Source organism: Culturomica massiliensis (genome assembly GCF_900091655.1).
GTDB classification, from domain to species: Bacteria; Bacteroidota; Bacteroidia; order Bacteroidales; family Marinifilaceae; genus Culturomica; species Culturomica massiliensis.
Map to the genome: position 1 here is coordinate 761,849 of NZ_LT594621.1, position 25,900 is coordinate 787,748.

Consider the following 25,900-nt stretch of genomic DNA (forward strand, 5'->3'; position numbering starts at 1 on the left):
CTGCTGGGATTTTTTAATCTATATATTTTTTGGGTCTTTTCAAATAAATTTAAATTTTGAATATAATCTTCTACATTTGTTACACAATGTCAGGGAAGGTGGTACGATTATAGCTGGTTATGAATACGGTTACGGCGGAGTTAAGTTAAAGGTATGGGACAGTGACGGCAACGGTTATGCTTATGTAGGAAGCTTGGTTTACCGGGTTACGGGTAGTTCTTTTGTTTTTGAAAGCGGGCTTTTTAGTGAGGGGGTGGTGAGCGGCAGCGGTATCTGTTATCCTCTGAAAGATCATCTGGGTAGTATCCGTGCGATTATAGACGGCAACGGCCGTTTACTGGAAGAGAACGATTATTATGCCTTCGGTCACCGGCATCCCCGCAGCGAACAGGCACAGTCTTCCGCAAACCGTTTTAAATACAACGGCAAGGAATTACAGACGGTCGGCGGCCTGGGTTATCTGGACTACGGCGCCCGCCTGTACGACCAGTCCTCGGGGCGGTGGTTTACGACGGCCCCTTGTCTGAAAAGTATTACGGTTTGAGTCCGTATGTATATTGTGGGAATAATCCGTTAAGGTATGTTGATCCGGATGGAAGAGATGCGGTATATATTGCTTTTCCAGATTATAAAATATCTGCTTTTGGAAAACAATGGTCTAATTTAGGACACGCAGGAATATGGTTAATTGACAATAAAACGGGGATAACTAAATATTACGAATATGGAAGATATGATAAAGCAGAAATAGGTGAAGTTAGGCAACGGACAATATCGAATATTGTAATGGGAAAAGAGGATAAACCGACTGCGGAGTCTTTGAATAAAGTTATGGGGAAATATCTGAAATAGCAGGACACGGAGGGCGAATTGAGGGTGCTTATATCAAAAGCGATAAATTTAAGGAAATGAATGATTATGCGCAGCGCAGTCCAAAAAAGCCGAAAATAACGATCCCGATAGAAAAGAATACTCAATAATGAGTAATAACTGTGGGACATTTGCCACTGAGGTTGTTAAACAAGACTCAGAAGTAAAGAAGAAAGCACCAACAATTGTTGATCCCAGGCCTAATAGCATTGTAAAAGAATACCAAGATAATTTCAAGCCTGTTACCTATAATCCAAAAACTAAAAAAACGATATTGGAGGAATAGATATGAGTGAACAAAATATTTCAATATGGGAAGTTCTATTGTTACAACTTTTTTTAGGTTCTATAATATATATAGTTGGTAGTATTGTATTGTTTTTCGTTTTGCGAAAGGTAGTAAGTTACAAATATAAAATAGTTTCATTATTGTTAGTTCAATTGGGGATTTCGGTTTTATTATCACTTATTATTTGGAAATCTTGGATTATTAATATTGATATAATGATATTGGAATTTATTAATTTACCTGCTTTGTTTTCTGAACTTATTACAATTCCAATAATTTATTTTATTTTGAAAAAAACAAAATAAATTATATGAAAGAGAAGCCCCGTAAATGCGGGGTTTTCTTTTTAGGGGATGGTGAAAAAGCCATCTAAAGAAGATAAAAGATAAATTGTTTTCCTTTTGTTCTGGTTGTCGAAGTTCTTTATTATCTTCATAAAGAGAGATTGAATGATAAGGAATAAGAATGTTTTACTATTTTCCCGTCAGAAATTCTGTCGGGATTTTTTTGTTTTTATATGATGTAAATTTTTTTGTCATTCGAATCGTGTAGCTTTTGTGTTGTTCCGGTTGAATAACAGATATGTCATGTGATAAAATTGAAATAAGTTATTGTTCGAATTGTCTGACAATGCTTGATTCATTTTTTATTATTTATTAAATCTTTTCAATTATGAAAATTTTGGGACTTTTTACGTGTGCTGTGCTATTGTTTAGTTGGGATGTATCTGGCGGCAGCTATGACATTTACGGTAACCTGTCAAAAGGCAGTCGAAAAAATTTGAATTTTGAATGCAATCTTCTAAATTTGTTACACAAGGTCAGGGAAGGTGGTACGATTATAGCTGTTTATGAATACGGTTAGGGCGGAGTTAAGTTAAAGGTATGGGGTAGTGACAGCAACGGTTATGCTTATGTGGGGAAGTCTGGTTTACCGGTTTACGGGTGGTAGTTCTTTTGTTTTTGAAAGTGGGCTTTTCGGTGAGGGAGTGGTGAGCGGCAGCAGTATCTGTTATCATCTGAAAGATCATCTGGGCAGTATCCGTGCAATTATCGACGGCAGCGGCCGTTTACTGGAAGAGAACGATTATTATGCGTTCGGTCAGCGGCATCCCCGCAGCGAACACGCACAGTCTTCCGCAAACCGCTTTAAATACAACGGCAAGGAATTACAGACGGTCGGCGCCTGGGGTATCTGGACTACGGTGCCTGTATATACGACCAGTCCTTGGGGCGGTGGTTTACGACGCCCCCCTTGTCTGAAAAGTATTACGATTTGAGTCCGTATGTGTATTGTGGGAATAATTCTATCAATGCTGTTGATTTACATGGGATAGTATAACTACAATTATTCAGGAACTGATGCTTTTGTAAACTCATTAACAACTGCATTAAATGATTTACGGATGGGTGGAAATGTTGGTAATGCTTTAGTGTCTGATTTAGTTAGTTCGACAAAAAATGTACAGATAGTACAAGGGAAAAATACAGTTGACCTAAATGAAGTTTATGTAAAATGGAATCCTAATTCAACAACAGGAGGAATGAACCAAATTGGTACAGAAAACAGACCAGCGTACATAGGGTTAGGACATGAAATGGCTCATATTCAGGATTGTTGGAGAGGAACTATTGATAATACAACTTGGGTAACTGTTGGAGGAACTACAATACCAAATGCAGAAAAATATGCTACTCATATAGAAAATCAGTTAAGGGCAGAAAATGATATACCTTTGCGTACTCATTATGGAATAGATGTGAGTTCAGGAAGACGAGTTGGATTAGAGAGTACTCGAATAATTCATGGAAATTTAAGTTTATTTTATAATTAATCAAATGGAAGAAGTCTAGGGGGTATCCCTTTGTTATATATACCATTTTTTTATAGAAATAAATAAATTATGAAAAAATATATATTCGGTTCAGTATTTGCCTGTATCTTTTTGTGTTGTGGTACGTCTAGAAACACTTATCATTCTAAGATATACCACAAGATTTATAATTGTCAAGGTATTGACATTAAATTATTAAATCAGAATAGGAAACACTCTCGTTATGTGAAAATACAGATGGACAATATAAATAAGTTAATACAGTGGGATTATTTGGCCAAATTAAATTATTCAAAAGAAAATGATACTATTTATATTTTGGAAATGGATGGTATCCAAGGCGATTTCTTTTTTACCGTTTGGAATAAAAATGACACATTGTCTTATACGAATGAACCTGGAAAACTTATGCAAACAGAGCAACGTTTATTCACAAAATATATGATGAAGTTAGTGTCGGATTGGAATATTCCGGAAATTAGAAGAGAAGAAAAAATTAATAAAGTGAATTTACCCGAAGAAATTATTTATGCGACTAAAATCACCTTCAATAAAGGTAAATATTTTATTGATTGTTTCACCTTTAATGATTTTTTTAATTTAAAGAGAGATGGAGTAGATTAAGAAAGCATATTGTCGTCAAGAGGCCGACCGAAAAGTAAAATAATCCTAATGAACGGGTTGTAACAAGCGGCCATGAAGTGATTGGATGCAGTCGTTCATTAGCTTTAGGACGAGGACATGCAAACTAACACGTTGATGCAGTTCAAACAGAAAACTTGATTTTACGAGTTATGGGGATTAATTATATTAATATATGGTAGTACTCATGGGCCAAGAATTGTTATTTCGAATCCATCTGCTCTACCAGAATTTAAATAGAAATTTATATGAAATTTTTTTGTATATGATATTAGTATTTTTTGTAATCCCAATTTGGCTATATAGTTAAAATAATACTCAATCTGTTCGTATTTACGATGAATATGAGGCGGGTAGACGAATTATTAGGGAAATTATTGTAGAGAATAATTTAGAAGATACACTAAAAAGCTGTGCTTATGCAGGTTATTTTATTGGTCCATCTCTTTTTCTCATTATCAAGGAAGCAGATTCATTTTTTGAAGTATATCAAGGAGAAAGAGATAAAGGAATTTTAAATGTCTATAAATTTGATTTAGCAGATAAACGTTTGAGTTCTTTGTTTTCAGGGACGAAGCATGACGAGATTATATATGACGTCCAATCCTCAGAATATACTGCTATTTATTATTATTTCATTTTGTATGATAAGAATCACGATAAAAAATTGGAGTTTAATATATCGACAATGTCTGCATATAAAATGCTCAAAAATCAAAAAAAATCGTAAAATATTATCATTTACAAAAGAGCAGCAACGACTTATTTGGAAATTATTTGGACTTTTTTGATAAACAGTACAACAAGTAGGTAACTAAATATTTCCGCAATCGGCAAGCATTCCTTCAGCAACAGACAGAGGAACTTTCAGTCAATATAATACAAATATTATGGTCGGACCTTTGGGAACTGTAAAGACTGCTACTATAAACTCTAATGGGACTTTAAATTTTCCCAATAGATCCAATGGGGCGTTATTTATAATAGGAATACAACGCTACAAGTAGAATTTACAAGAAAAGCTATTCAAAACATAATAAAAAATGAAAATTATGAAAAAGTGTGTGTATTGGATTTTATTCCTATTTATATGTCAAATTTCTATGGCTCAAGAAAATAGAAAAAATTTTGATTTTATAGTCTGTGTTGATGGAGAAATTGTAACTTCATTAACTAAACCTGTAATTATAGTTAAGCAAGGTATGAATGTTTTGAAAAGAATAGATATAAACTACTACGCAGGTAATTTATCATTGAGTTCCGAAGATTATAATCTGATTCTTTCAGAGCAAGAAATTACCTTGTTTCTTCAATTTGATTATTATCAATATTCATCTAAAGGGAAACAGGAAATTTATAATTATGAAATCGAAATAGGAAAGAATTGGTTTGAACAGACATTTGTTATTCTTAAAATTTACAATTTAGACAAAAAGAAGTATAAGAAAAGATTAGCCCCATTATCAAAAGACAAAAAATATACTTTTGATTTAGAAACTTCTGAAGGACAAATGATAAGAGTTAGAAAAAGATAAATTATTTCCCTTTCATTTTATAATATTGTTTGGCTATTGAAGTTCTTTATTCTCTTCGTAAAGAAAGATTGAATGATAAGGAATAAGACTGTTTTACTATTTTCCCGGCAGAATTTCTGCCGGGATTTTTTAATCTATATATTTGGGGGCTTTTCAAATAAATTTGAATTTTGAATATAATCTTCTACATTTGTTACACAATGTCAGGGAAGGTGGTACGATTATAGCTGGTTATGAATACGGTTACGGCGGAGTTAAGTTAAAGGTATGGGGTAGTGACGGCAACGGTTATGCTTATGTGGGGAAGTCTGGTTTACCGGTGGTAGTTCTTTTGTTTTTGAAAGCGGTCTTTTCGGTGAGGGAGTGGTGAGCGGCAGCAGTATCTGTTATCATCTGAAAGATCATCTGGGCAGTATCCGCGCAATTGTCGACGGCAGCGGCCGTTTACTGGAAGAAAACGATTATTATGCTTTCGGTCATCGGCATCCCCGCAGCGAACACGCCCAGTCTTCCGCAAACCGCTTTAAATACAACGGCAAGGAATTACAGACGGTCGGTGGCCTGGGCTATCTGGACTACGGCGCCCGCCTGTACGACCAGTCCTTAGGCCGGTGGTTTACGACGGACCCCTTGTCTGAAAAGTATTACGGTTTGAGTCCGTATGTGTATTGTGGGAATAATCCGTTAAATATGATTGATCCGGATGGGCGGGATGCGATTTATATTGCTTTTCCAAAATACAGAGCAAACGGAATTCCATTTACTGGATACGCAGGAGTTTTATTGATTGACAATAAAACAGGTCTGACAAAATACTATGAATATGGAAGATACGATAAAGAGGGTAAAGGCTTAATAAGAACTGTTACAATTTCAAATGTCGTTATAGGAAAAGACGGAAAACCTACCATTCAAAGTTTAAACAAAGTAATATAATCGGAACAGGCAATGAAAAAGATGCAAAAATTAAGATTAAAGATAATAAAGATTAAATTGTTATATTTTTTTGCAGGAATTATAATAGCTATTATTTGTGCGATTTTATTCTTTAATTGGAAGTTCAAGCAATCATGTGAAGAATGGAAAAAACCTGTAAATGTTCCTATTTCTGCTGTTTGGAAAGGCGGTTGTGATGGTGGTAATTGGGTGGAATTGGTAGATATTAAGACAGATACAATTCGATTTAGAATTTACCGTGATTGGAATGGCGATTTAATATTGGATGCAGATTTTGTATATCAAAATTGCAATGATTTACGATTGACAGAAGCAAATTGGAATGAATACGTTTCGTATTTTGATAATGCTTTGGAAATATATAGTAAATTTCAATCGGATAGTAGTTATTGTCGATTAATTCCTGTTTATCCTGCATATTACGAGGAAAAAGTTGAATAATAATTAAACAAGAGGCAGTTTTAATTGGCTTGTTTTAAATATTAAGAACGAGATTCATTTTTGAATCCCGTTCTTTCTTTCTCCTTAGGAAAAAGATAGGATTTATTGACTGAATTTCAGTAGTAAAGTCTTTTACTTAAAAAATATTATCTTTTATATTATATTGTTATGTGATTACACAAAAAATTTACTATTATAAATTGTAAGATAAGAATTATTATATTCAAGTAAACGATAGCTTGAAATATAGGTTTCCCGGCAGAAATTCTGTCGGGATTTTTTTGTTTTTTATGATGTAAATAAAACAGGTAAATACGTACGACAACCGCGACCGCTTGCTCAGTCAGACGGTTTATCTGGGTGGGGTGGAAAAAGCAAAAACCACCTATGTGTATAACGAGTTGGGGCAACTACAGAATGTAACTTACGGTAATAATCTGTATACGGATACCAGGGCTTATAATATCAGGGGCTTGCAGACCCGTCAGTCGGGCACGCAGTTTACGATGAATCTGCGTTATGAGAATCCGACGAAAGGAACGGCCTGTTACAACGGGAATATTTCGGAATGGGACTGTGTTTTTCCTTTGAAAAATACGTCGTTGTATACTTTTACTTACGATAACCTGAACCGGTTTGCGGGCAACGAATATTATGAAAACAATATAAAGCGGATAGCCTATTTCGAACAGGGCATTACCTATGATAAAAACGGCAACTTACTGACATTAAACCGCCAGAATACCGGACTGTCGTCAAAGGCATATACGTACCAATATACCGGAAATCGTTTGACAGGCCTGAATGTATCCGGAGTAAACGGAACTTATACTTATGACAACTACGGAAATATGTTGTCCGACAGCCGGAAAGCTTTGAATTTAGAATATAATTTTTTAAATTTGTTATCAGGCGTAATCCAATCGGGCAGCCGTGTAGCGACTTATGCGTATGCTTCGGACGGTACGAAGCTTTCGGTTGTCGGAGCGGATGGCCGGGGTTACGAATATTACGGAAGTCTGATTTATCAGATTAACGGCAGTTCTTTGACTTTCGAGAGTGCAGGCTTTAATGAGGGCCGTATTTATTCGGGCGGAGCCTATTATCATGTCAAAGATCATCTGGGCAGTATCCGCCTGGTCATGGATCAGACGGGATCGGTCAAGGAACAGAACGATTACTATCCTTTCGGAATGCGTCAGGAGCGGAGCAATTACGCTTTGTTTGCCGGTAACCGTTTTAAATACAACGGCAAGGAGGAGCAGACAACGGGCGGATTGGGTTATCTGGACTACGGTGCCCGTATGTACGATGCGGAATCGGGGCGTTGGTTCGGCGTGGACCCGTTGCTGGAGAAGTATTACGGTTTGAGTCCTTATGTATATTGCGGGAATAATCCGCTTATCTATATTGACCCGGACGGTCAGCTTAGTACCCATTATGTAGATAAATATTATAATGTAATATTTCAATCTTCAGATAAGAGTGACGATGTTATAAAAGTTCCTGATGATCGGATTGCTGATTTTTTGGCGCTTTTACAAGCCTCGAGCTGGGATGTCAAACGTATTAATTCTTCCGGTTTTAATGATTATTTAAAAGGAGAATATGGGTTGGCTGATTACCAATTTTCAGAAGCTCAACTCAATGCTTTGGATCAATTTTCAACGACTTGGTCGCGTAATAATGCAGCCCGTTATATGTTGAATCCGATAATGGTTAATGCTTTGCGGATGGGATGGAGCGAAGCTTTAAGCCAATGGACTAATCCGGAGTTGGTTGCTACAGGCTTAAGTGCCGGAATTTTGGGATTGCAGGGATTGGCGAGGCATGCTGCTAAGGGGGAAATACAGTATTCTGATGATTTGCTAAAGACAGCACGGAGCCTATATCCAAGCAAAGCAGGTAAAATAGAGATGCACCATATCACTCCGAAATATTTAGGCGGTGGGAAGGATGGTCCACTTGTTCCGTTAGACGCATCATATCACCAAGTAATCACAAATGAGTTTAGAGCATTGTGGCCTTATGGTAAAGGTGTTCCGAGTGCCACGGAATTACAAGATATAATAAAGCAGGTTTATTCTAAGTATCCATTGCCGCCAAGCTATTAAAATTAAAAATGGTAATGAAAGACATTAGAATTTACTGTAAACTACGATTATACTTATTTTCTTTTTAAAGCAGATGAAGGTCAGAATATAGGAACATCTAAAATTTAAGAATAGTAATGAAAGAAACATTAGAACTTAGAATAAACTACGATTATGCTCATTTGCTTTTTAAAGCAGATGAAGGTCAGAATATAGGAACATCTGTAAAAGTTGTTGAACTCTCAAAGGAAGACTCAAGATATAGGCAAGTGCCAATTATTGCAGAAGAAGTAAGGAAAAAATATAACGGGAAATTTTTCTTTGGTTGGAAAATCGGACGTAAATACAGTAGAAGGGAATTAGATACAGCTATATTACTGCATTTAAAAATAAAAACAATATTTGAGCCGACAGGTGAAGAATGCGGAACGCTGTATGATGAAACGGCAGCTTGTACTATATGCGGAGCTAACAGGAAACAGGTAAGTCCTTTAATTCTTGAGAAAGGAACGATGCCCAAAAAGGATATTGCTAAAACAATAGGGGGCGAAGTAGTTGTATCAGAAAAGTTTGTAAATGCAGTAAAGCGGAGAAATTTAAAAGGCTTACAGTTTGGTGCTGTCAACGTTGAAAAATATTACCAACTTACTGCAAATACGGATATTGAATTATCGCCCAATACGATTGTAGGTATTAATCCATTTGATTTATCAACGAGTAACGAAGGAGAAATTTACAAATGTCCAAAAGGTGATACAATCGGTTTAAATCTTTTGTCAGAACCTTACGTTTTAAATAGCCAATCAATCGGGAAATATGATTTCTATGCAAGCAGGCAAAAAGTTGGTGTTAGACGTGGATTGTTACGGCCAGAGCCGATTTATTTTTGTTCACCAGCTTTCAGGAAAATGGTTGAAGAAGAAAAGCTAAGTGGATTTGAATTTGAGATAACAAATATTGAATAATGAACAAAGCCACTAGGAATGAACTTACCCCCAAAAGTTTTGTGTCCAACTTTTGGGGGCCAGTTCACTTTTTGGACACCCTCTTCTTTTTCAGAGACGGGCGGCTTTGCCGCTAAAAAATCATTTTTAAGGCATTTTTTGCCTATTCACTGCTTATTTCTGTTAAATCTTGGTTGTTCTTGTCTTATTTTATCCCCCAAAATCGTCCTTTCCAGAAAAAGTGATCAACAATCCCTAATTTTATGCTAACGCTTCTTCGTAACAGTCGTTTTTATTTTGTTATAAATGAACGGTATATTAGTATATTAGAACCTTCTCCCGATTTAAATATCAATTTTCTGGGTCGTCCTAATGCGATGGGGAATGGATACTTAATAGGTATTCTTTGTAAAGGGAGATTGCGTGATAAGCAATAAGCTTGTTTTAATATATTTCCGGCAAAAATCTGCCGGAAATTTTTTTGTTTTTTATGATGTAAATTTTTTTGTCATTCTGATATATCCGGTGTTTTTTGGTCTCTTTTTTAGTTAAAAAAGGGCTGTTTTTGCAGTGATAAGGTTTTTGTAAAAAACAGGTCTTATAATCAGGTGTTTAGAAGTGCAGTGATAAGGTTTCTGTTTGCATGTCGGAGAATCTTTTTGGATTTTGTGCTTTAAATTTAGCACAAATAATCAAATGCAATCGTTATGAAATCTATTCGTGCAAAATTGGAGTTGAAGGCATTTTCTTTGCCTGAGTTATTAGTTGTGCTTGTTATCATCGGGATTCTTGTTTTGATTGCTTTGCCTAATCTGATGCCTCTTATATCAAAGGCTAAAAGTACGGAGGCTCAGCAGCAGTTGGTGTTTTTGCACACCTTGGAAAAAACTCATTTTTATATGCATTCCCGGTATTCGGCTTCTTTGGAGGAGTTGGGCTTTGAGCAGCAGAAGCTGGTGACGGACGGAGGAAGTGCCAATTACCGGATTGAAGTTACCGAAGCCAGTGAGAAAGGATTTAAAGCGAAGGCTACCGCTGTGGTCGATTTCGACGGAGACGGGACATACAATGTCTGGGAAATCGACCAGGATAAAAACCTGAAGGAAGTAACGAAAGATTAAGGCCTGAAATAAAGCAATATGTGGGATTTGTTATTGATACTGCCTTTGGGAAGTATGATGTGTTCGGATTTCCGGATGCGTAGAATTACATTGGCGGATTTGTTACTGTTCGGAATATTACAGTGGGGAATGTCTTATTACGAATGGGGGTGTTGTGCATTCTTTGTGAGAATATTCGTAAACCTGTCGTTGCTTTGCTTTATAGGAATAATTGTAGCCGGGTATTATTACCTGCGTTACGGCAAAAAATCGTTACGTAAACAAATCGGAGTGGGGGATTTGTGGTTTTGTTTGTTGTTGCTGCCTGCTTTTTCCTGTTGGGAGTTGACTTTTTTTCTGACTTTTTCCGGTTTGATTATGTTGTCGGTGTGGTGGGTGTATGTCCGGATAAAAAGGAGGGAAGTGACAATACCTCTGGTGGGCGGTTTGGGATGTATGTATATGTTGTTAATCTTAATGCGTGTTTTGGGTTATGGATGAGAAGCATATTCCGGCCGGTATAACGGGTTTTTTTACAGCAGAGGAAGCCCGTGCCTATCATTTGATTCCTGTGGAGAGGAATGCCGGAGAGTTGAAATGTTATGGTAAAAAAGGATGTTGTTATGACAGTGTACGGGAGGAAATTGCCGTAGTCCGGGGGGTGAAGCTACAGGTGGAAGTTTTACCGGAAGACGGATTCGAGCGGCTTATGCGGCAGTGTTATCGGTATGGGGGAGCGATTGCGGATATGTCCGATGGTGATGTAGGAAGTTCGGATTTTTTGAGTCGGTTGATATTGGAGGCTTATCATTGTTATGCCAGCGATTTGCATTTTGAAGCTTATGAGGAGCGTTGCCGGGTACGTTTCCGGATAGACGGGCGTTTATTGGAACGATATGCAATCGGAAAGGAGAATTATGCGGCTTTGGTCAATCAGATAAAGATTTTGGCTAATCTGGATATTTCCGAAAAGCGTTTGCCGCAGGATGGACGGATTTTTTTCAATAGGGAGGCCTGTCGTTTTGATGTCAGGGTGTCTTGTCTGCCGGCCATATACGGTGAAAAGATCGTTCTTCGCTTACTGACGCGTCATACGGAATTGCTCGATCTGGATAATTTGGGTTTTGATGACAGGCAATTGGCGGATTACCGGGAAGCTGTCTCCAATCCGCATGGGTTGATCCTGATCAGCGGTCCGACCGGTTCGGGTAAAAGCACTACATTGTATGCCACTTTACGTTTGCTGAACCGTGAAGACAATAATATTCTGACGATAGAGGATCCCGTGGAGTATACGCTGGAGGGGGTCAATCAGGTGCAGTTGAAGGAGGAGATCGGGCTTACCTTCGGTAGTGCTTTGCGTACTTTTTTACGGCAAGATCCGGATATTATCATGTTGGGAGAAATCCGGGATACGGAAACGGCCCGTATGGCCGTAAGAAGTTCTTTGACGGGGCATTTGATTTTTTCGACGATACATACGAACAGTGCCTGGGGATGTGTGGCCCGCCTTACGGATATGGGACTTCATTCTTTTCTGATTGCCGATACGTTGCTTTTGTGTATGGCTCAGCGCTTGGTGCGTTTGCTTTGTCCTCATTGCAAGTGCGGGATGAATGCAGAGGAGGGAGGATTGGCGCATTTGGCCGGTGTTCCCCGCCGTCTTTTCCGGGCTGTAGGATGTGAGGCTTGTTATTATACCGGTTATTCCGGGCGGAAGGCCGTTTATGAGGTGCTGCCTGTCGATTCGCGTTTGGCTTTGGCCATTCGTAATCAGGAAACGGAAATAGCGGCTTTGTTAAAGGAAAGAGGGATAAAAACATTGAGAGAGTCTGCCTTGCAACTGTTAGAGGACGGTCTGACTTCTCTGGAAGAGGTATTGCCCTTGTTGAACGAATAAACGGTAGGTTATGATTTTAAGGTGTTTGTTTTCAGTGATTATATTGGTCGTATCGGGAAGTGTGTATGCCCAGGAGAGTGCCGACTCTTTGGCGGTAGTACAGACAGATGTTTTACGAAGGACTTTGGATAGTTTGGGAAGCAGGGATCCCGCTTATTTGCAGGAAACGGATCTTTCGGTGGGAAATATTCCGCTTTCCGAGTTATTACGTAGTATTGCGACAGTCAATCAGGTGAATTTATGTGTAAAGGTAGCAACCGATCCTTTGGTCGCCTGTAATTTCAGTCGGGCACGTATTACAGACCTGTTGTATTTTCTTTGCCGGGAGTACGGTTTGGAGGCCGAAATCAGCGGTAATATTGTGACACTCCGTTCAGCTGCCGTTTTACCGCAATCCGAACCGGAACCAACGGTGCGTTACGATTCGTTACAGGTTTCTCTCTCTTTCGATTTTCAGGAAGTTTTGCTTCCGGAGGTGGCTCGTTGCATCACCCGGCTGACAGGACAAAATGTAATTGTACCTCAGAATTTGTATGCTTCCCGCGTATCGTCTTATCTGCAACAATTAAAAGTGCCTGATGCAATCCGTGCTTTGGCTGCAGCTAACGGTTTGGTGGTTACGGAAGAAAAGAGAGGCGTATGGATTTTTGATTCCTCCGGAGAAAGAGAATCTGAAGGGCAGGAACGGAATAAGCATTTTGTCCGGAGAGAGGTATATGCAACAGACCGGTTATCGGCCGATAGTCTGGGCTGTCTTACCGCACATATAACAAATGGAAATTTGAGCGATATATTGTCAGAAGCCTGTGAGTTGCTAAAGCTGAATTATTTTTTTGCCACCCCTTTGAAGGGCCAGACTTCGGTGTATTTACAGCATATAGAGTATGAGACTTTTTTCGACGTTGTACTGGCGGGAAGCGGGATCAGTTGCGGGAAGTATGACGGGGTGTATGTATTCGGAACAACAGGGAAGGAGAATGCTTTGGTGACAACGCGTGTCGTTCCGTTGCGTTACCGTACGGCGGAGCATTTACCCGAGCTGATACCGGATGCATTGAAAAAAGAGGTGCAGGTGCAGCTTTTCCCCGATCTCAACAGTTTGATCGTAAGCGGAGACAGCCGGCATGTGACGGCCGTGTGTCGTTTTCTGGAGAGCATAGACCGGAGAGTACCTTTGATAACGATTGACGTTATGATTGTCGAGGTGACGAAAAGTACGATCCGGGAAGCCGGAATTGAAGCCGGCCTGGGGGAGAAACCGGCGGTAACGAAGGGCTCTTTTTCTCCCGGTATCAATATGACTTTGGGAGCTGTATCGGTAAATAAGCTGATTAATAGTTTCAACGGTTTCGGATCGGTGAATCTGGGAAGGGTTACTCCTGATTTTTACATGAATCTTAAATTTCTGGAAGAGGCCGGAGATATTGAGTTGCGTTCGACACCGAAACTTTCGACGCTGAACGGACACGAGGCGACGCTGAAAAGCGGGGAAACCCGGTATTACAAAGAAGTGTCGAGTAATATTATCGGGTCACAGACTCCCATACAATCGGATTCCTATACCTGGAAAAGTATAGATGCTAATTTGTGTGTACGGATTGTACCTTATGTGGGAGAGGACGGACATATCACTTTGCAGGTAGAAATCGAACAGAGCGAATTTACGGGAAAAGAGGAAAAAGATGCTCCCCCTTCGACGGCTACCCGTAGTTTTAAGTCTCAGATCAGGGTGAAAGACGGTGAAATGGTGTTGCTGGGCGGGATCGAACGCAACAGCCGGGACCGCAGTAGCCGGGGATTGCCTTATATTGCCCGTATTCCTTTGTTGAAGTGGTTGTTCGGATCGACCAGAAACAATAAGGTGAACCAAAAACTCAATATTTTTATTAAACCGACAGTATTATAAATAATTCAACAATGGTATTACCTGAAACTATCACCGGATACGCTCAATTTCTAAAGGTGGTTATTCTGCCGGACGGAAGTTTTCAAACGGTTCTGTATGTACTGCGTAAAGGAAAATGTGTGAGTATACCGGAAAAAGTCGCAGGAAGGCAGGCTTTAACATTCGTATTGCTGGAGGGGGAAGGGGTATTGCGGAGGGTTTACCGGGAAGGTGATGAAAGTATACGCAGAATTACCGGGAATCCGGATTTGTTATACGATTCGGAACAGAGGGAAGATGGAACGGTGTTACGGTTTATGCGGCGGGATAAGGCTGACGAGGTCGTAACCGGATTGAAACAGAGAGGTATACAGGTGTACGGAGTGTATTTGTCCAGGGGAGAAGAAAAAAGTCTGTCTTCGCCGGAAGAAGATGAAGTTGTCCGGTGGTTGCGGATTCGAAAGGAAGAAATGAGATTCCGGGTTTTGTTCCGGCCTGACCGGAAAGGAAAGGTGTTGGGAGAATGTGTTTTCCGGCGCTTGAGGTTACCGTTGTTGTGTTTTTGGCTGATCGTACTGATCGGTAATTTTTTCGGAACCGTTGCATTGGAAGAAAGAGTGCGGGAACAGGAGGCGATCGTGGCGGTACGTATGCGGGAACGGGAAGGAAGAAGCCGGGAGGATGAAGGAATTCGCAATTTGTCGGAGAAAGTCCGTAGGTGGTCGGTCGGGCGTTGTGCTTTACTGTTGGACCGGATTGCCCGGCATGTTCCGGGGGAGATGCAATTGTCTTTATTGAGTGTAGCTCCTTCTGAGGGAAAGCTCCGATCGGGGCGGGATCCGGAAATCGTATCGGGAGTGGTGTTGATCGGCGGGGAGACTTCGGATCCCGGAACGGTTACCCGTTTTTGCCGTTTGCTGGAAAAGGAAACTTTTTGCCGGGAGATAGAATTAAAAACGATACACAGGTTGTCGGGACGGGAGGCATATCGTTTTGAAATCAAGGTTTCTTTGTAATTCCGGGATTAAAATAGAAGTTATGAAAGAATATACGGGGCTTGTGAAATTGTCGGTACTGGTCGTTGTGTTGCCTTTATTTGTCTGGTCATTCGCTTTGAAGAGAAGCGTAGGCCTTTGGAAGCGGTATACGGCTGAAAAAGTGAAGTCGGAACAATTGTCGGAACAGAAATTGCCTTTACCGAATGAAACGAAGCAGGAGGAGATCGGCGGTTCCTTATTGGTGGACGGTAAGTTACTGGACGGGCTGACGGAAATCATCCGCCGCGAAAATGTCGGGGTCGTCAGCTATTTGCCCGTAGTGCTTCATAAGGAAGGGAAGTATTGTTTGTATGCGGGCGAATTGGTTTTGGCCGGAAGGTATGGCGGATTACTTCGTTTCATGGATGTATTGGAGACGGAAATGCCTTCGGTGAAGATCGTTTCTGCCGGATTCCGGTTGTTTAAGGAAAGATACAATGACAAGCCGGAATTGCATTTGGCATTGATTGTTGTGGAGTTGGCGGGGGAAAAATAAATTTCAGCGTTGGGGATTGTCGCTTGAATAAAGGTTGTTATTAAATAAAATGTGTCATTCGTTATAGGGTTTATGTAAAAACAGGTTATGAAAATTAAAGTGTTGTTTTTGTCGTATTGTTTGTTATTCCTGTCTTGTGAAGATGTCTTCGAAAAAGATATCAGCCGGAAAAAGGTGGAGGTGATGGCTCCCGGAGCGGGATGGGTCTTAAACGAAGCGGAGCAGGTATTTGTCTGGAAGTTGATGGAGGGGGCTTCTGCCTACCGTCTGGTGGTGGTGTCTCCATCCTTTGCCCGTATCGGCCGTTATGTTGCAGATACACTGGTAACCGGCAATCATTGGAAAACGGTTTTGCCGGAAGGACCTTATGAGTGGTCGGTGAGGGGATGTAATTCGGCTTATGAGTCACAGGATACTGTTTTGGCTTTTTCGGTAGATCGGGAATGAATCAGATCGGGAATAAAAGGGAGTAACTATGAAAAATAGAAAGGTAGTAGGTGTGCTTTTGCTTGTTGTTGCCGTTGTATGGAGTATCGTTATTTGGCGGATTGCCGGCGCTTTGGGAGATCAGAAAGATATGGACGCCGTTAACGGTTACCGGCCGTCACCTGCTGTTACGGTATGTGACAGTATACGGGTAGATTATCCCGATCCTTTCCTGAAGTCAGAATTACAGGTAAACTCCGGAAAGCAATCGGCTATACGTCCCTCTGCTTTCTTTGTTCCCGATATGCCCTTGCATACGGCTGATCCGCCGTCTTTTCTTTTCCGGGGCAGACTGAGGCGGGGAAAACGGGCGTATGTGTTGTTGGAGTCGGACGGTCGTCGTGAGATTGTGGGGGTGGGAGACGTAATTGACGGCTTCCGGATTGTAAAATCAGCCGGAGATTCTGCCGTATTTGTAAAGGGGAATCAGAGGTACGTATTGAAAAAATAAGGATATGAAGACGTTTAAAGCTTCGGTTCTGGCGACGGTTGTTGTGGTGTCTGTATTGATGCTGTTGTTTGTCTGCGGAATTTTTTCGTTGAAGATGTATTATGGTCGTCCTGTCCGGGAATGGGTGGCGGAACAACAGGAGAGAATGTGGCTGGATTCCGGTTTTTTGTTGTATTGCCGGGATACGTCGGTTGTATTGACGGATACTTCCGGTTATGTGCTTTTCCCTCCGGACGAACGTTCCCGTATCCGGGTTGAAGTTTTACCTTGGGGATTGTATGAGGTCGTGACAGTTTCACTTGCTTCGGGGAGAGCTTCGGTACGTTGGGTAGGTAAAAAACGATTGTATAACCGTAATGTACAATTGTATGTGAGTGATAAAGGGGCTGTTTTTTGTCTGGCAGGCCGTACGGTAATCCGGGGAAAGGTAGCCGTACCGAAAGCCGGAATCAATTATACGTCAGTCAATTCCGAATTTTTCACCGGGGAGATACTGGCGGATTCTGCCGTTTGTCGGAGTGGGACGGGTTTACCGGAAGTTTTGGAAGGACTACGAAAACAAGCCGGTGAGTATGGTCGTCTGCAGGAACCGCTTTCCATTCCCTGCGACGGTTTTGCCGGTTTGAAGCGTAGTTTCCGGGAGGAAACTTTGCCGGTTGTTTGTGAAGAACGGGTTAGCGGAAACTATGCCGGACGATTGGTGTTGTACAGCCGTTTTCCTTTGTATATCGGTCCGGAGTGCCGTTTAAGCCGTGTTTTGGTAGCAGCGCCTTCTGTAATGGTGGGTAAAGGTTTTCGGGGATCATTGCAGATTTTTGCCCGGGATACGGTAGTGTTGGATGAGCAGGTGGAGTTGGAGTATCCTTCGGGGGTGTTTTTAAGTGCGGAAAATCCGGCAAGAAGGGTTGAAATCCGGGATAGTGCTGTCCTGAACGGTTATGTCGTGGTCGACGGGGATGGAGCGGAAAACCGGCCTCCCGTGCTGCATTACCGTCAGGTTCCGACGGCGAAGGTGAGGGGACTGGTGTATGTGGACGGTATTGCCCAGGTGCAGGGAGAAGTAGCGGGGGCTCTTTTTCTTCGGGAGAGTTATTATTTTTCTCCGGCGGGCTATTATGCAGATATCCTGTATGGAGTGGACTTGTCAGAAAGTAAGGACATGATCTGGCCTTTCTGGTTGGCCGGAGATACGGAAAAGGAGGTGATCGGATGGCTGGAATAAATAAACGGCTCGGGGCTTCGACTTTGGTTGAAGTGATTGTTGCGGCTTTGATCCTGATGATTGTCTTTGCCGTGACGATGGAAACTTTGGTACGGTTTTCGGTGCAGGATAGCGAACCGATAGAGTTGACGGATGCCGTCACAGCCGTGCGTACCTATTACCGTTTATCCGGAAAGGAGGAGGAGAATGAAACCCTGGAATACAAGTGGGGGAAAATAAGAGTAGATGTCAAGCCTTATCGTCCGGGTTTCCGGCAGGTAACTCTGACGGTTATTCCAGGACACGGGCAGTATAAGCCGGTATTTGTTTATTTAAAATAGATGGACATGAGGTTCCGAATAGGTGGAAGCCGATGGGGCAACTGTTTTAGAAGGTGTTTTTACTGTATGAATCCGATAGGTTTAAAGAAGGTGCAGGTAAAAATGCGATGCGTTCGGAAATATACCTATCGGGCTATGACTTTGCCTGAATTGCTGGTGGTCATGATAGTCGGAGGAATTGTGTTTCTCATGGTATTTGAGGCCTGGAATATGGCAGGGCGTTACGGAAGACAACAGACAGAGAGGAGTTTGTCGGAAAGTACGTTTTTTACGGCCGTTTCCCGTCTGGAAACTTTGTGTATGTCGGCAGATTCACTTACTGTCAGGGGGGACGGACTGGTCGTTCATCGTGCTGCCGGAAATGAGGTGTATCTGTACCGGGAGGGAGATTGTCTGGTTGTGTTATTCGGGGAAGGGGACGATTGTATACCCGTTTTGCGGGACACGTTGTTCCGAAATGTAGATGACGTCAGATGGACATCTGAAAGCGATGTTCCGAAACGGATAGACAGCTTGTATGTACTTCTGCAATTGGGCAAACATCGGAAAGAATTCGGATTCGGTTGTACTGATCGCGGTTCGGAACGGTGGGGAAAAGTTTTTCAGACAGAAGAGAACAGGTAAAAGATCAATAAAGGTATTTATTTAAATCAGGTGTAATGGCAGTTTTGGTTTTTAAAGATTCGAGAAAAGAGACTTTGTTTTCGGAATTGAGTTCTTTACTGGCTTCGGGACTTGATTTCAGCCGCTCGTTCTCACTGTTGACGGAAGGCGAAGAGAAGGGGCGGATAAAAGAAATGTTAAAGTCGATACATCGTTCTGTGGTGAAAGGAAATGCCTTGTGGCAGGCGTTGGAAGAAAACGGAGGTTTTTCTCCTTTGGACCGGGGAGTTGTACGTATCGGGGAAGAAACGGGACGGTTGAGTGAAGCTTTGGTGTTTCTGGCTGAATATTACCGTAAACGGATTGCCCGTCGCCGGATGATTTCGAGTGCCGTCAGTTATCCTTTGGTGGTATTGGGAACGGCGGTTATCGTATTGGTGTTTATGATTTTAGTGGTGGTGCCTATGTTCGAGCAGGTATATACCCGTATGGGGGGAGAATTGCCGGCCATGACCCGCGGTATGATCGCTCTTTCCCGTTCGTTTCCGTATTGGCTGGGAGGAGTGACGGCAGTCGCCGGAGGCGGGGCGTTGTTTTTTCGTTATTTCGGAAAACGCCCGGAGGTGCAATCGGCTGTAGCTGCTTTTCTGCTTCGTCTTCCTTTGGTCGGCGGACTTATCCGGCAGAATTGTGAAGCCCGGTTTTGTAGTTTACTTTGGTTGCTGAATAGTTCAGGGGTACCGCTTTTACGGAGTATCGGCTTGCTGGAGGGAATTATTTCTTTTTACCCTTACCGTAAATCTTTTACCTCCATTGCTCAGGAACTGGGACGGGGAACCCTTTTTTCCACTGCCCTTTCGCTTTTTCCCCGTTTGTACGACCGTAAATTGGTCATGTTGTTGCGTGTGGGAGAAGAAACCAACCGTTTGGGGGATATGTTGTCGAGACAGGGAGAGGAACTCAGCCAGCGCCTCGAGCACGGATTGAAGCAGGCGGGTAATCTGCTTGAACCGATTTTGGTACTGGGTGTCGGTGCTTTAGTGGCTGCCGTTCTGATTGCAATGTACCTGCCGATGTTCCGGTTGGGAACAACGATATATTGATTTTTATCTCAATAATACCTGTTGTATTTTTCCGGTTATCCGGTCTAAATCATCGGAAATATATATAATATTTAGAAATATTTTACTTTTCGGAAAGGGAAACCGTTTTGTCATTACAATAAATATTATAAATGTCTATTGTATTTTATATCAGAATATAAACTTTACTTATTTTAATCTGTAATATAATGATTAATCCGACGGATTGCATTTCTATATTTTACAATATACTATTTTTCAATTATGCAATTAATTCATATATAGGTTTGATGTAAAAAAATGTTAATAATTTAGTGCGTAACTTTAATTTACAAATTTTAAATTTTACGTACTTATGGAAAAAACATTTTTTATCGATCAGATTCAAGGGCTAAAAGAGAGTGTTTACAGAATTTTTAGCAGAAGGAGAAGGCAGAAAAGAATTGTAGCGGATAAAGGGGATGAGGATTTTAAATTTATCTCCGGGATTATATTGTCGTATGTACGACATCTGACATTGTTGTTCGGACAATATAAGAATCGTTATGAAATTATTTATCACCGTATTTATGAAATTATAGAAAAGGAAATTATAGACGGGGAGGGCAAGACGGTGTTGTGTAAAATTATAAATCAATGTTTTGACGGAATTGCCGATAAGTTACGGGCGTCCCATCCTGAGCTTCGGGATACGGATGTCGAGTTTTTGTGTTTTCTGGCTGTGGGTTTTACGGCATTGGAATTGATGTTGATGTACCGTTTGGAAAGTGTGGAAGCAGTGTATGTAAAGTGTTCGCGTTTAAAAAAAAAATACATTTGGATTGTCCGTTAAATATTTATTTACAGGAATATGTACCGTATAAAATAAATTGGGAGCCCGGGCGTTTGTTTCAGGAGGTGTTTGTGGTATCGGAGGATATTTAATATTTTCAGGATTTTATTTTCCGTTTTTACTTTTTAGCTTAACTTTGTAGCTTGTGGAAATGAACAGGTATTTGATAGCGGCATTGTATGTCATGGCCGGATGTGTCGTGACAGTTCCTTTAAAGGTGCAGGGAAACCCGGAGCCTTTAAGGGGGGAAAGGTGCAGGCTGATTGTTACGACTACGGTTAAAACGGTGTCGGAATATGTCGGGGATCAGGAGGCGGAGCAGCTTGTTTTTGACCTGGCTCCGGAATATTTCTGGTCGCCGGACATTGCGGTTCATAAGACGATTTTTTTGTCTGATTACGGGAAAGCGGAGCAAATCGAGACTCCGGCATATACTTCCCATAAAATCCGGGCTCCGGGGCTGTAATCCTGATACAGTTTTCGATTTATGACCCAGGATTCGGATATGAATCCCGGTTTGAAGGCAGGTCGTGCATTTTAATGAATGACGATTTCCGGTAAGGATCGAAAGTTTTATTTTTACAAGTTATATTTTTAACAGAGTTGCCAGGCAACAAAATATTAATTACAATTTAAAATTTACAATTCAATGGGTTTAAATGATATATTGAAGAAATTACTCGGTAATAAGTCGGATCGGGATATGAAGGAGTTGGTGCCGATTGTGGGCAAGGTAAATGCCGAGTGGGAAAAGATAAAAGGACTCAGTAATGACGAGTTGCGTGCTGCTGCCGATGATTTGAAAGCCAAAATCCGGGCGCATATACAGGAAGAGCAGGACGAGATAACAGAGTTGAAGAGAAAGGTGGATGAAGAACGGCCGACAATCGAAGAACGGGAGGAAATATACGACCGTATCGACAAGCTGGAAGAGGAGATTGATAAGAAGGTGGAGGAGATTCTGACGGAATTGTTACCTGCGGCTTTTGCGATTATGAAGGATACAGCCCGTCGTTTTAAAGAAAACGAGGAAATTGAGGTAACAGCTACCCCATTTGACCGGAATTTATCTGTGAATCATGATTTTGTGGAGATTGAAGGAGATAAGGCGATTTGGTTTAATTCGTGGATTGCCGGAGGAAATGAGGTGACGTGGGATATGGTGCATTACGATGTACAGTTGATCGGCGGGGCTGTGCTTCATCAGGGCAAGATTGCGGAAATGGCTACGGGTGAAGGTAAAACGTTGGTTGCTACTTTACCGGTATTTCTGAATGCTTTGACGGGGCGCGGAGTGCATATGGTGACGGTGAATGATTATCTGGCAAAGCGTGACTCGGAGTGGATGGGACCTTTGTATATGTTCCACGGTTTGTCTGTGGATTGTATTGATAAGCATCAGCCTAATTCTCCGGAACGCCGTAAGGCTTATATGGCGGATATTACTTTCGGTACGAATAACGAATTCGGTTTCGATTATCTGCGCGATAACATGGCGGTTCATCCCGAGGATCTGGTACAGCGTAAACACAATTATGCGATTGTGGATGAGGTTGACTCGGTGTTGATCGACGATGCCCGTACGCCTTTGATTATTTCTGGTCCGGTACCGAAAGGGGACGATCAGATGTTCGACGAATATAAGCCGCGTGTTGACCGTTTGGTAAGGATGCAGCGTGAGCTGGTGATGAAGATATTCAATGAAGCGAAGGAGTTGCTGAATAGTGACGATTCGAAGAAGCGGAAAGAAGGGGGAGTCCTGTTGCTTAGAGCACATAAAGGTTTACCGAAATATAAACCTTTGATTAAGTTTTTGAGTGAGCAAGGGAATAAGGCAATATTGATCAAGACGGAAAACGAATACATGCAGGAAAATAACCGGAGGATGCCGGAAATTACAGATCCGCTGTATTTTGTGATTGATGAGAAGCAGAACACGATCGATTTGACGGATAAGGGACACGATGCGATTACTGCTGCCGGCGAGGATCCGAAGTTCTTTATTCTTCCGAATATCGGTGAAGAAATCGCCGAAATTGAAAAGACGGTGAAGGATGAAAACGAGAAGTTGCAGCGTAAAGACGAAATGATTCAGAATTACGCCGTGAAATCGGAGCGTGTGCATACTGTAAGTCAGTTGCTGAAAGCTTACACTTTGTTCGAGAAGGATGTAGAATATGTGGTGATCGATAATAAGGTGAAGATTGTGGATGAGCAGACCGGTCGTATCATGGAGGGGCGCCGTTATTCGGATGGTCTGCACCAGGCGATTGAAGCTAAAGAAGATGTGAAGGTTGAAGCGGCTACACAGACTTTTGCTACGATTACGTTGCAGAATTATTTCCGTATGTATCATAAATTGGCCGGTATGACCGGTACGGCAGAAACGGAAGCCGGTGAGTTGTGGGATATCTACAAGCTGGATGTCGTTGTGATCCCGACGAACAAACCGATCATCCGGAAGGATGCCAACGATTTGGTATATAAGACGAAGCGGGAGAAATACAATGCGGTGATCGATGAAATCGTCCGTCTGGTAGAAGCCGGTCGTCCGGTATTGGTAGGTACGACTTCGGTAGAAGTGTCGGAGTTATTGAGCCGTATGCTGAAATTGCGGAATATTTCTCACAATGTGCTGAATGCGAAGTTGCATCACAAAGAGGCTGATATTGTAGCACAGGCCGGACAGAAAGGTACTGTAACTATTGCTACCAATATGGCCGGTCGTGGTACCGATATCAAGTTGACTCCGGAGGTACGGGAAGCGGGAGGTTTGGCTATTATCGGTACGGAGCGGCATGATTCCCGTCGTGTGGACCGTCAGTTGCGGGGCCGTGCCGGACGTCAGGGAGATCCGGGATCTTCCCAGTTTTTTGTTTCTCTGGAAGACGATCTGATGCGTTTGTTCAGTTCCGAAAGAATTATCCGGGTAATGGACCGCTTGGGTCATCAGGAGGGAGATGTTATTCAGCATTCGATGATCACCCGTTCTATCGAACGGGCACAGAAAAAAGTGGAAGAGAATAATTTCGGTATCCGGAAGCGTTTGCTGGAATATGACGATGTGATGAATTCCCAGCGTACGATTATTTATAAACAGCGCCGGAATGCGTTGTTGGGAGAGCGTATCGGGGTTGCTGTTGCCAATAATACCTACGATGTATGTGAAACTATTGTGAATGAATATCAGCCGGCGAATGATTTGGAAGGTTTACGGATGGAAGTTTTGCGTATACTCTCGATCGATTTTGAAGTTACGCCGGAGGAATTCCAAACTATGAAGGCCGAGGATTTGACGGAGAAATTGTACGATAAGGTGCGGGAAGTATATACGCGTAAGGGGGAACATATTGCAGAGCAGGCCTATCCGGTAATCAAGAATGTATTCGAGACCCGGGGAGAGATGTTTAAGAATATCGTCGTTCCGTTTACAGACGGACAACGGATGTATAATGTGGTGACGAATTTGGAAAAGGCTTACCGGAGTCAGGGAGAGGATCTGATGCGCTCTTATGAGAAGTCAATCATATTGGCACAGATTGACGATGCCTGGAAGGAGCAGTTGCGTGAAATGGACGAATTAAAGCAGTCGGTACAGAATGCAGCTTATGAACAGAAGGATCCGCTGTTGATTTATAAATTCGAATCCTATAATTTGTTTAAAACCATGGTTGAAAAGATCAACCGGGGTATCGTATCTACTTTGATGAAAGGACAGATTCCGATGCAGGAACCGGAAGAAGTCAGGGAAGCCAGGGAACGCCGTACGGACATGAGCCGTATGAAAGAAGGGCGTGCAGAAGCTGCGGTTCCCCAGAATCAACAACCGCCGAAACATGAGCCGGTGCGTGTCGGTCCGAAGGTGGGACGTAATGATCCCTGCCCTTGTGGAAGCGGCTTGAAGTATAAGAATTGTCACGGAAAGACAGAATAATTAATTTTAGATTTGTGATTTGCGGTTTTTGTCCGGAAGGAGAGGAGCCGTAAATCATAAGCTATAAATCCTGAATCAATGTTATTGTATATCAATTGGAATGTAGACCCGGAATTGTTCAATCTGGGGGCGATCTCGATCCGGTATTACGGTTTGTTATTTGCTTTGGCCTTTATTTTCGGATATAAGGTGGAGGAAAAGATGTTTAAGTCGGAGGGGTTGAGCCAGGCCTGGTTGGATAAATTGTGGATATATGTGGCTATTGCGACGGTGATCGGTGCCCGTTTGGGGCATTGTTTCTTCTACGATTGGGCTTATTATAGTCAGCATCCTTTGGAAATTGTATTACCGTTTCAGTTCAATCCTTTCAAATTTACCGGGTTTCAGGGACTGGCCAGTCATGGTGCAGCGGTTGGTATTATTGCAGGATTGTGGTATTATTCGCGGAAGGTGAGTAAAAAATCGATTTTTTGGATATTGGACCGGGCTGTCATTCCGATTGCTTTGGCCGGTTTTTTTATCCGGATGGGGAATCTGATGAATTCGGAGATTATCGGAAAAGCGACCAATGTGCCCTGGGCTTTTCAGTTTGTCAACGCCAGCGGGATTGCTGATCCGTCGACGCCGCGACATCCGGCTCAATTGTACGAAGCGGTTTGTTATCTGCTCAGTTTCGGAATTCTGATGTATTTTTATTGGAGAACACGGGCTAAGGAGCATTTAGGCTTTTTGTTCGGATTGTTTTTGATACTGATTTTTTCAGCCCGTTTCTTTATTGAATTTATAAAGGAACCGCAGGAGCCGTGGGAAGCTGATATGGCTCTTAATATGGGACAATGGCTGAGTATTCCGTTTGTAATTGCGGGCTTGTTTATGATATGGTACAGTAAAAGTCATAGGGTGACGGAGTCACAGAGTCACAAAGTCAAAAAGAGAAAATAGTTATT

The 25,900-nt window shown here is 41.8% G+C and carries 28 protein-coding genes; all 28 read left to right on the top strand.

Annotated features, from left to right (window positions below):
• Positions 1–76: 76 nt before the first annotated feature.
• The 28 genes from BN8908_RS04340 (at position 77) to lgt (ending at position 25,895) form a co-directional block, all read left to right on the top strand.
• On the top strand, positions 77–544 hold the full coding sequence (locus BN8908_RS04340) for an RHS repeat domain-containing protein (RefSeq protein WP_148453196.1): 468 nt from the start codon (positions 77–79) through the stop codon (positions 542–544).
• Positions 541–852, top strand: a complete 312-nt coding sequence (locus tag BN8908_RS04345; protein ID WP_068689363.1) for an RHS repeat-associated core domain-containing protein — start codon at positions 541–543, stop codon at positions 850–852. Before BN8908_RS04340 ends, BN8908_RS04345 begins: the two co-directional genes overlap by 4 nt.
• 1,199 nt (positions 853–2,051) lie before the next feature.
• On the top strand, positions 2,052–2,438 hold the full coding sequence (locus BN8908_RS18890) for a hypothetical protein (RefSeq protein ID WP_235837406.1): 387 nt from the start codon (positions 2,052–2,054) through the stop codon (positions 2,436–2,438).
• Positions 2,387–2,500, top strand: a complete 114-nt coding sequence (locus tag BN8908_RS18895) for an RHS repeat-associated core domain-containing protein (RefSeq protein WP_235837407.1) — start codon at positions 2,387–2,389, stop codon at positions 2,498–2,500. Before BN8908_RS18890 ends, BN8908_RS18895 begins: the two co-directional genes overlap by 52 nt.
• A 64-nt stretch (positions 2,501–2,564) precedes the next feature.
• Positions 2,565–2,993: a M91 family zinc metallopeptidase gene (locus tag BN8908_RS04365; RefSeq protein WP_068689371.1), complete on the top strand. Its 429-nt coding sequence runs from the start codon at positions 2,565–2,567 to the stop codon at positions 2,991–2,993.
• 69 nt (positions 2,994–3,062) lie between these two features.
• A complete protein-coding gene (locus BN8908_RS04370; protein ID WP_068689374.1) occupies positions 3,063–3,617 on the top strand; it encodes a hypothetical protein in 555 nt (184 codons plus the stop codon).
• A 1,070-nt stretch (positions 3,618–4,687) separates the two neighbouring features.
• Positions 4,688–5,170 carry a hypothetical protein gene (locus BN8908_RS04380; protein ID WP_148453198.1) on the top strand — a complete coding sequence of 161 codons (483 nt, stop codon included), beginning with the start codon at positions 4,688–4,690 and terminating at the stop codon, positions 5,168–5,170.
• A gap of 190 nt (positions 5,171–5,360) precedes the next feature.
• A complete protein-coding gene (locus tag BN8908_RS04385; protein WP_148453201.1) occupies positions 5,361–5,540 on the top strand; it encodes a hypothetical protein in 180 nt (59 codons plus the stop codon).
• Positions 5,534–6,106: an RHS repeat domain-containing protein gene (locus tag BN8908_RS04390; RefSeq protein WP_082989220.1), complete on the top strand. Its 573-nt coding sequence runs from the start codon at positions 5,534–5,536 to the stop codon at positions 6,104–6,106. Before BN8908_RS04385 ends, BN8908_RS04390 begins: the two co-directional genes overlap by 7 nt.
• A 12-nt stretch (positions 6,107–6,118) precedes the next feature.
• Entirely contained in the window at positions 6,119–6,568 is a 450-nt protein-coding gene (locus tag BN8908_RS04395; RefSeq protein WP_068689381.1) for a hypothetical protein, read from the top strand.
• 365 nt (positions 6,569–6,933) lie between these two features.
• On the top strand, positions 6,934–8,682 hold the full coding sequence (locus tag BN8908_RS04400) for an RHS repeat domain-containing protein (RefSeq protein ID WP_148453204.1): 1,749 nt from the start codon (positions 6,934–6,936) through the stop codon (positions 8,680–8,682).
• A gap of 116 nt (positions 8,683–8,798) precedes the next feature.
• Positions 8,799–9,626 carry a hypothetical protein gene (locus BN8908_RS04405; RefSeq protein WP_068689386.1) on the top strand — a complete coding sequence of 276 codons (828 nt, stop codon included), beginning with the start codon at positions 8,799–8,801 and terminating at the stop codon, positions 9,624–9,626.
• A 686-nt stretch (positions 9,627–10,312) separates the two neighbouring features.
• On the top strand, positions 10,313–10,726 hold the full coding sequence (locus tag BN8908_RS04410; protein WP_068689388.1) for a type IV pilin protein: 414 nt from the start codon (positions 10,313–10,315) through the stop codon (positions 10,724–10,726).
• Between the two features lie 18 nt (positions 10,727–10,744).
• Entirely contained in the window at positions 10,745–11,206 is a 462-nt protein-coding gene (locus BN8908_RS04415; RefSeq protein ID WP_068689390.1) for a hypothetical protein, read from the top strand.
• The gene (locus tag BN8908_RS04420) at positions 11,199–12,605 is read left to right on the top strand and encodes a GspE/PulE family protein (RefSeq protein ID WP_068689392.1); all 1,407 of its coding nucleotides are present in this window, start codon (positions 11,199–11,201) and stop codon (positions 12,603–12,605) included. The genes BN8908_RS04415 and BN8908_RS04420 overlap by 8 nt, the downstream gene beginning before the upstream one ends.
• Positions 12,606–12,615: 10 nt before the next feature.
• Positions 12,616–14,511: a type II secretion system protein GspD gene (locus tag BN8908_RS04425; RefSeq protein ID WP_068689394.1), complete on the top strand. Its 1,896-nt coding sequence runs from the start codon at positions 12,616–12,618 to the stop codon at positions 14,509–14,511.
• Between the two features lie 11 nt (positions 14,512–14,522).
• A complete protein-coding gene (locus BN8908_RS04430; protein ID WP_068689396.1) occupies positions 14,523–15,506 on the top strand; it encodes a PilN domain-containing protein in 984 nt (327 codons plus the stop codon).
• Between the two features lie 22 nt (positions 15,507–15,528).
• Positions 15,529–16,023, top strand: coding sequence for a hypothetical protein (locus BN8908_RS04435; RefSeq protein ID WP_068689398.1), 495 nt, complete (start codon positions 15,529–15,531; stop codon positions 16,021–16,023).
• A gap of 87 nt (positions 16,024–16,110) precedes the next feature.
• Complete coding sequence (locus BN8908_RS04440; protein WP_021986908.1) at positions 16,111–16,470, top strand: hypothetical protein; 360 nt, start codon at positions 16,111–16,113, stop codon at positions 16,468–16,470.
• 28 nt (positions 16,471–16,498) lie between these two features.
• Positions 16,499–16,960 (top strand): hypothetical protein, encoded by a 462-nt coding sequence (locus BN8908_RS04445; protein ID WP_068689400.1) that lies wholly within the window; start codon positions 16,499–16,501, stop codon positions 16,958–16,960.
• Between the two features lie 4 nt (positions 16,961–16,964).
• On the top strand, positions 16,965–18,182 hold the full coding sequence (locus BN8908_RS04450) for a hypothetical protein (RefSeq protein ID WP_068689402.1): 1,218 nt from the start codon (positions 16,965–16,967) through the stop codon (positions 18,180–18,182).
• A complete protein-coding gene (locus BN8908_RS04455; protein ID WP_021986905.1) occupies positions 18,170–18,502 on the top strand; it encodes a hypothetical protein in 333 nt (110 codons plus the stop codon). The genes BN8908_RS04450 and BN8908_RS04455 overlap by 13 nt, the downstream gene beginning before the upstream one ends.
• Positions 18,503–18,568: 66 nt before the next feature.
• A complete protein-coding gene (locus tag BN8908_RS04460) occupies positions 18,569–19,126 on the top strand; it encodes a type II secretion system protein (protein ID WP_161945854.1) in 558 nt (185 codons plus the stop codon).
• A 35-nt stretch (positions 19,127–19,161) separates the two neighbouring features.
• Positions 19,162–20,208: a type II secretion system F family protein gene (locus BN8908_RS04465; protein ID WP_068689406.1), complete on the top strand. Its 1,047-nt coding sequence runs from the start codon at positions 19,162–19,164 to the stop codon at positions 20,206–20,208.
• A gap of 334 nt (positions 20,209–20,542) precedes the next feature.
• Positions 20,543–21,019 carry a hypothetical protein gene (locus tag BN8908_RS04470; protein ID WP_021986902.1) on the top strand — a complete coding sequence of 159 codons (477 nt, stop codon included), beginning with the start codon at positions 20,543–20,545 and terminating at the stop codon, positions 21,017–21,019.
• A 145-nt stretch (positions 21,020–21,164) separates the two neighbouring features.
• Complete coding sequence (locus BN8908_RS04475; RefSeq protein WP_021986901.1) at positions 21,165–21,485, top strand: hypothetical protein; 321 nt, start codon at positions 21,165–21,167, stop codon at positions 21,483–21,485.
• 183 nt (positions 21,486–21,668) lie between these two features.
• Positions 21,669–24,953: a preprotein translocase subunit SecA gene (secA, locus tag BN8908_RS04480; RefSeq protein ID WP_021986900.1), complete on the top strand. Its 3,285-nt coding sequence runs from the start codon at positions 21,669–21,671 to the stop codon at positions 24,951–24,953.
• Between the two features lie 78 nt (positions 24,954–25,031).
• Entirely contained in the window at positions 25,032–25,895 is an 864-nt protein-coding gene (gene lgt / locus BN8908_RS04485; protein WP_068689410.1) for a prolipoprotein diacylglyceryl transferase, read from the top strand.
• Positions 25,896–25,900: the final 5 nt, after the last annotated feature.

Excerpts from the sequence above, each read along its gene's own strand:
- BN8908_RS04365 (WP_068689371.1), top strand. The coding sequence starts at position 2,565 with ATGGGTGGAAATGTTGGTAATGCTTTAGTGTCTGATTTAGTTAGTTCG.
- BN8908_RS04370 (WP_068689374.1), top strand. The coding sequence starts at position 3,063 with ATGAAAAAATATATATTCGGTTCAGTATTTGCCTGTATCTTTTTGTGT.
- BN8908_RS04380 (WP_148453198.1), top strand. The coding sequence starts at position 4,688 with ATGAAAAAGTGTGTGTATTGGATTTTATTCCTATTTATATGTCAAATT.
- BN8908_RS04395 (WP_068689381.1), top strand. The coding sequence starts at position 6,119 with ATGAAAAAGATGCAAAAATTAAGATTAAAGATAATAAAGATTAAATTG.
- BN8908_RS04405 (WP_068689386.1), top strand. The coding sequence starts at position 8,799 with ATGAAAGAAACATTAGAACTTAGAATAAACTACGATTATGCTCATTTG.
- BN8908_RS04410 (WP_068689388.1), top strand. The coding sequence starts at position 10,313 with ATGAAATCTATTCGTGCAAAATTGGAGTTGAAGGCATTTTCTTTGCCT.
- BN8908_RS04415 (WP_068689390.1), top strand. The coding sequence starts at position 10,745 with ATGTGGGATTTGTTATTGATACTGCCTTTGGGAAGTATGATGTGTTCG.
- BN8908_RS04420 (WP_068689392.1), top strand. The coding sequence starts at position 11,199 with ATGGATGAGAAGCATATTCCGGCCGGTATAACGGGTTTTTTTACAGCA.
- BN8908_RS04425 (WP_068689394.1), top strand. The coding sequence starts at position 12,616 with ATGATTTTAAGGTGTTTGTTTTCAGTGATTATATTGGTCGTATCGGGA.
- BN8908_RS04430 (WP_068689396.1), top strand. The coding sequence starts at position 14,523 with ATGGTATTACCTGAAACTATCACCGGATACGCTCAATTTCTAAAGGTG.
- BN8908_RS04435 (WP_068689398.1), top strand. The coding sequence starts at position 15,529 with ATGAAAGAATATACGGGGCTTGTGAAATTGTCGGTACTGGTCGTTGTG.
- BN8908_RS04440 (WP_021986908.1), top strand. The coding sequence starts at position 16,111 with ATGAAAATTAAAGTGTTGTTTTTGTCGTATTGTTTGTTATTCCTGTCT.
- BN8908_RS04445 (WP_068689400.1), top strand. The coding sequence starts at position 16,499 with ATGAAAAATAGAAAGGTAGTAGGTGTGCTTTTGCTTGTTGTTGCCGTT.
- BN8908_RS04450 (WP_068689402.1), top strand. The coding sequence starts at position 16,965 with ATGAAGACGTTTAAAGCTTCGGTTCTGGCGACGGTTGTTGTGGTGTCT.
- BN8908_RS04455 (WP_021986905.1), top strand. The coding sequence starts at position 18,170 with ATGGCTGGAATAAATAAACGGCTCGGGGCTTCGACTTTGGTTGAAGTG.
- BN8908_RS04460 (WP_161945854.1), top strand. The coding sequence starts at position 18,569 with ATGAATCCGATAGGTTTAAAGAAGGTGCAGGTAAAAATGCGATGCGTT.
- BN8908_RS04465 (WP_068689406.1), top strand. The coding sequence starts at position 19,162 with ATGGCAGTTTTGGTTTTTAAAGATTCGAGAAAAGAGACTTTGTTTTCG.
- BN8908_RS04470 (WP_021986902.1), top strand. The coding sequence starts at position 20,543 with ATGGAAAAAACATTTTTTATCGATCAGATTCAAGGGCTAAAAGAGAGT.
- secA (WP_021986900.1), top strand. The coding sequence starts at position 21,669 with ATGGGTTTAAATGATATATTGAAGAAATTACTCGGTAATAAGTCGGAT.
- lgt (WP_068689410.1), top strand. The coding sequence starts at position 25,032 with ATGTTATTGTATATCAATTGGAATGTAGACCCGGAATTGTTCAATCTG.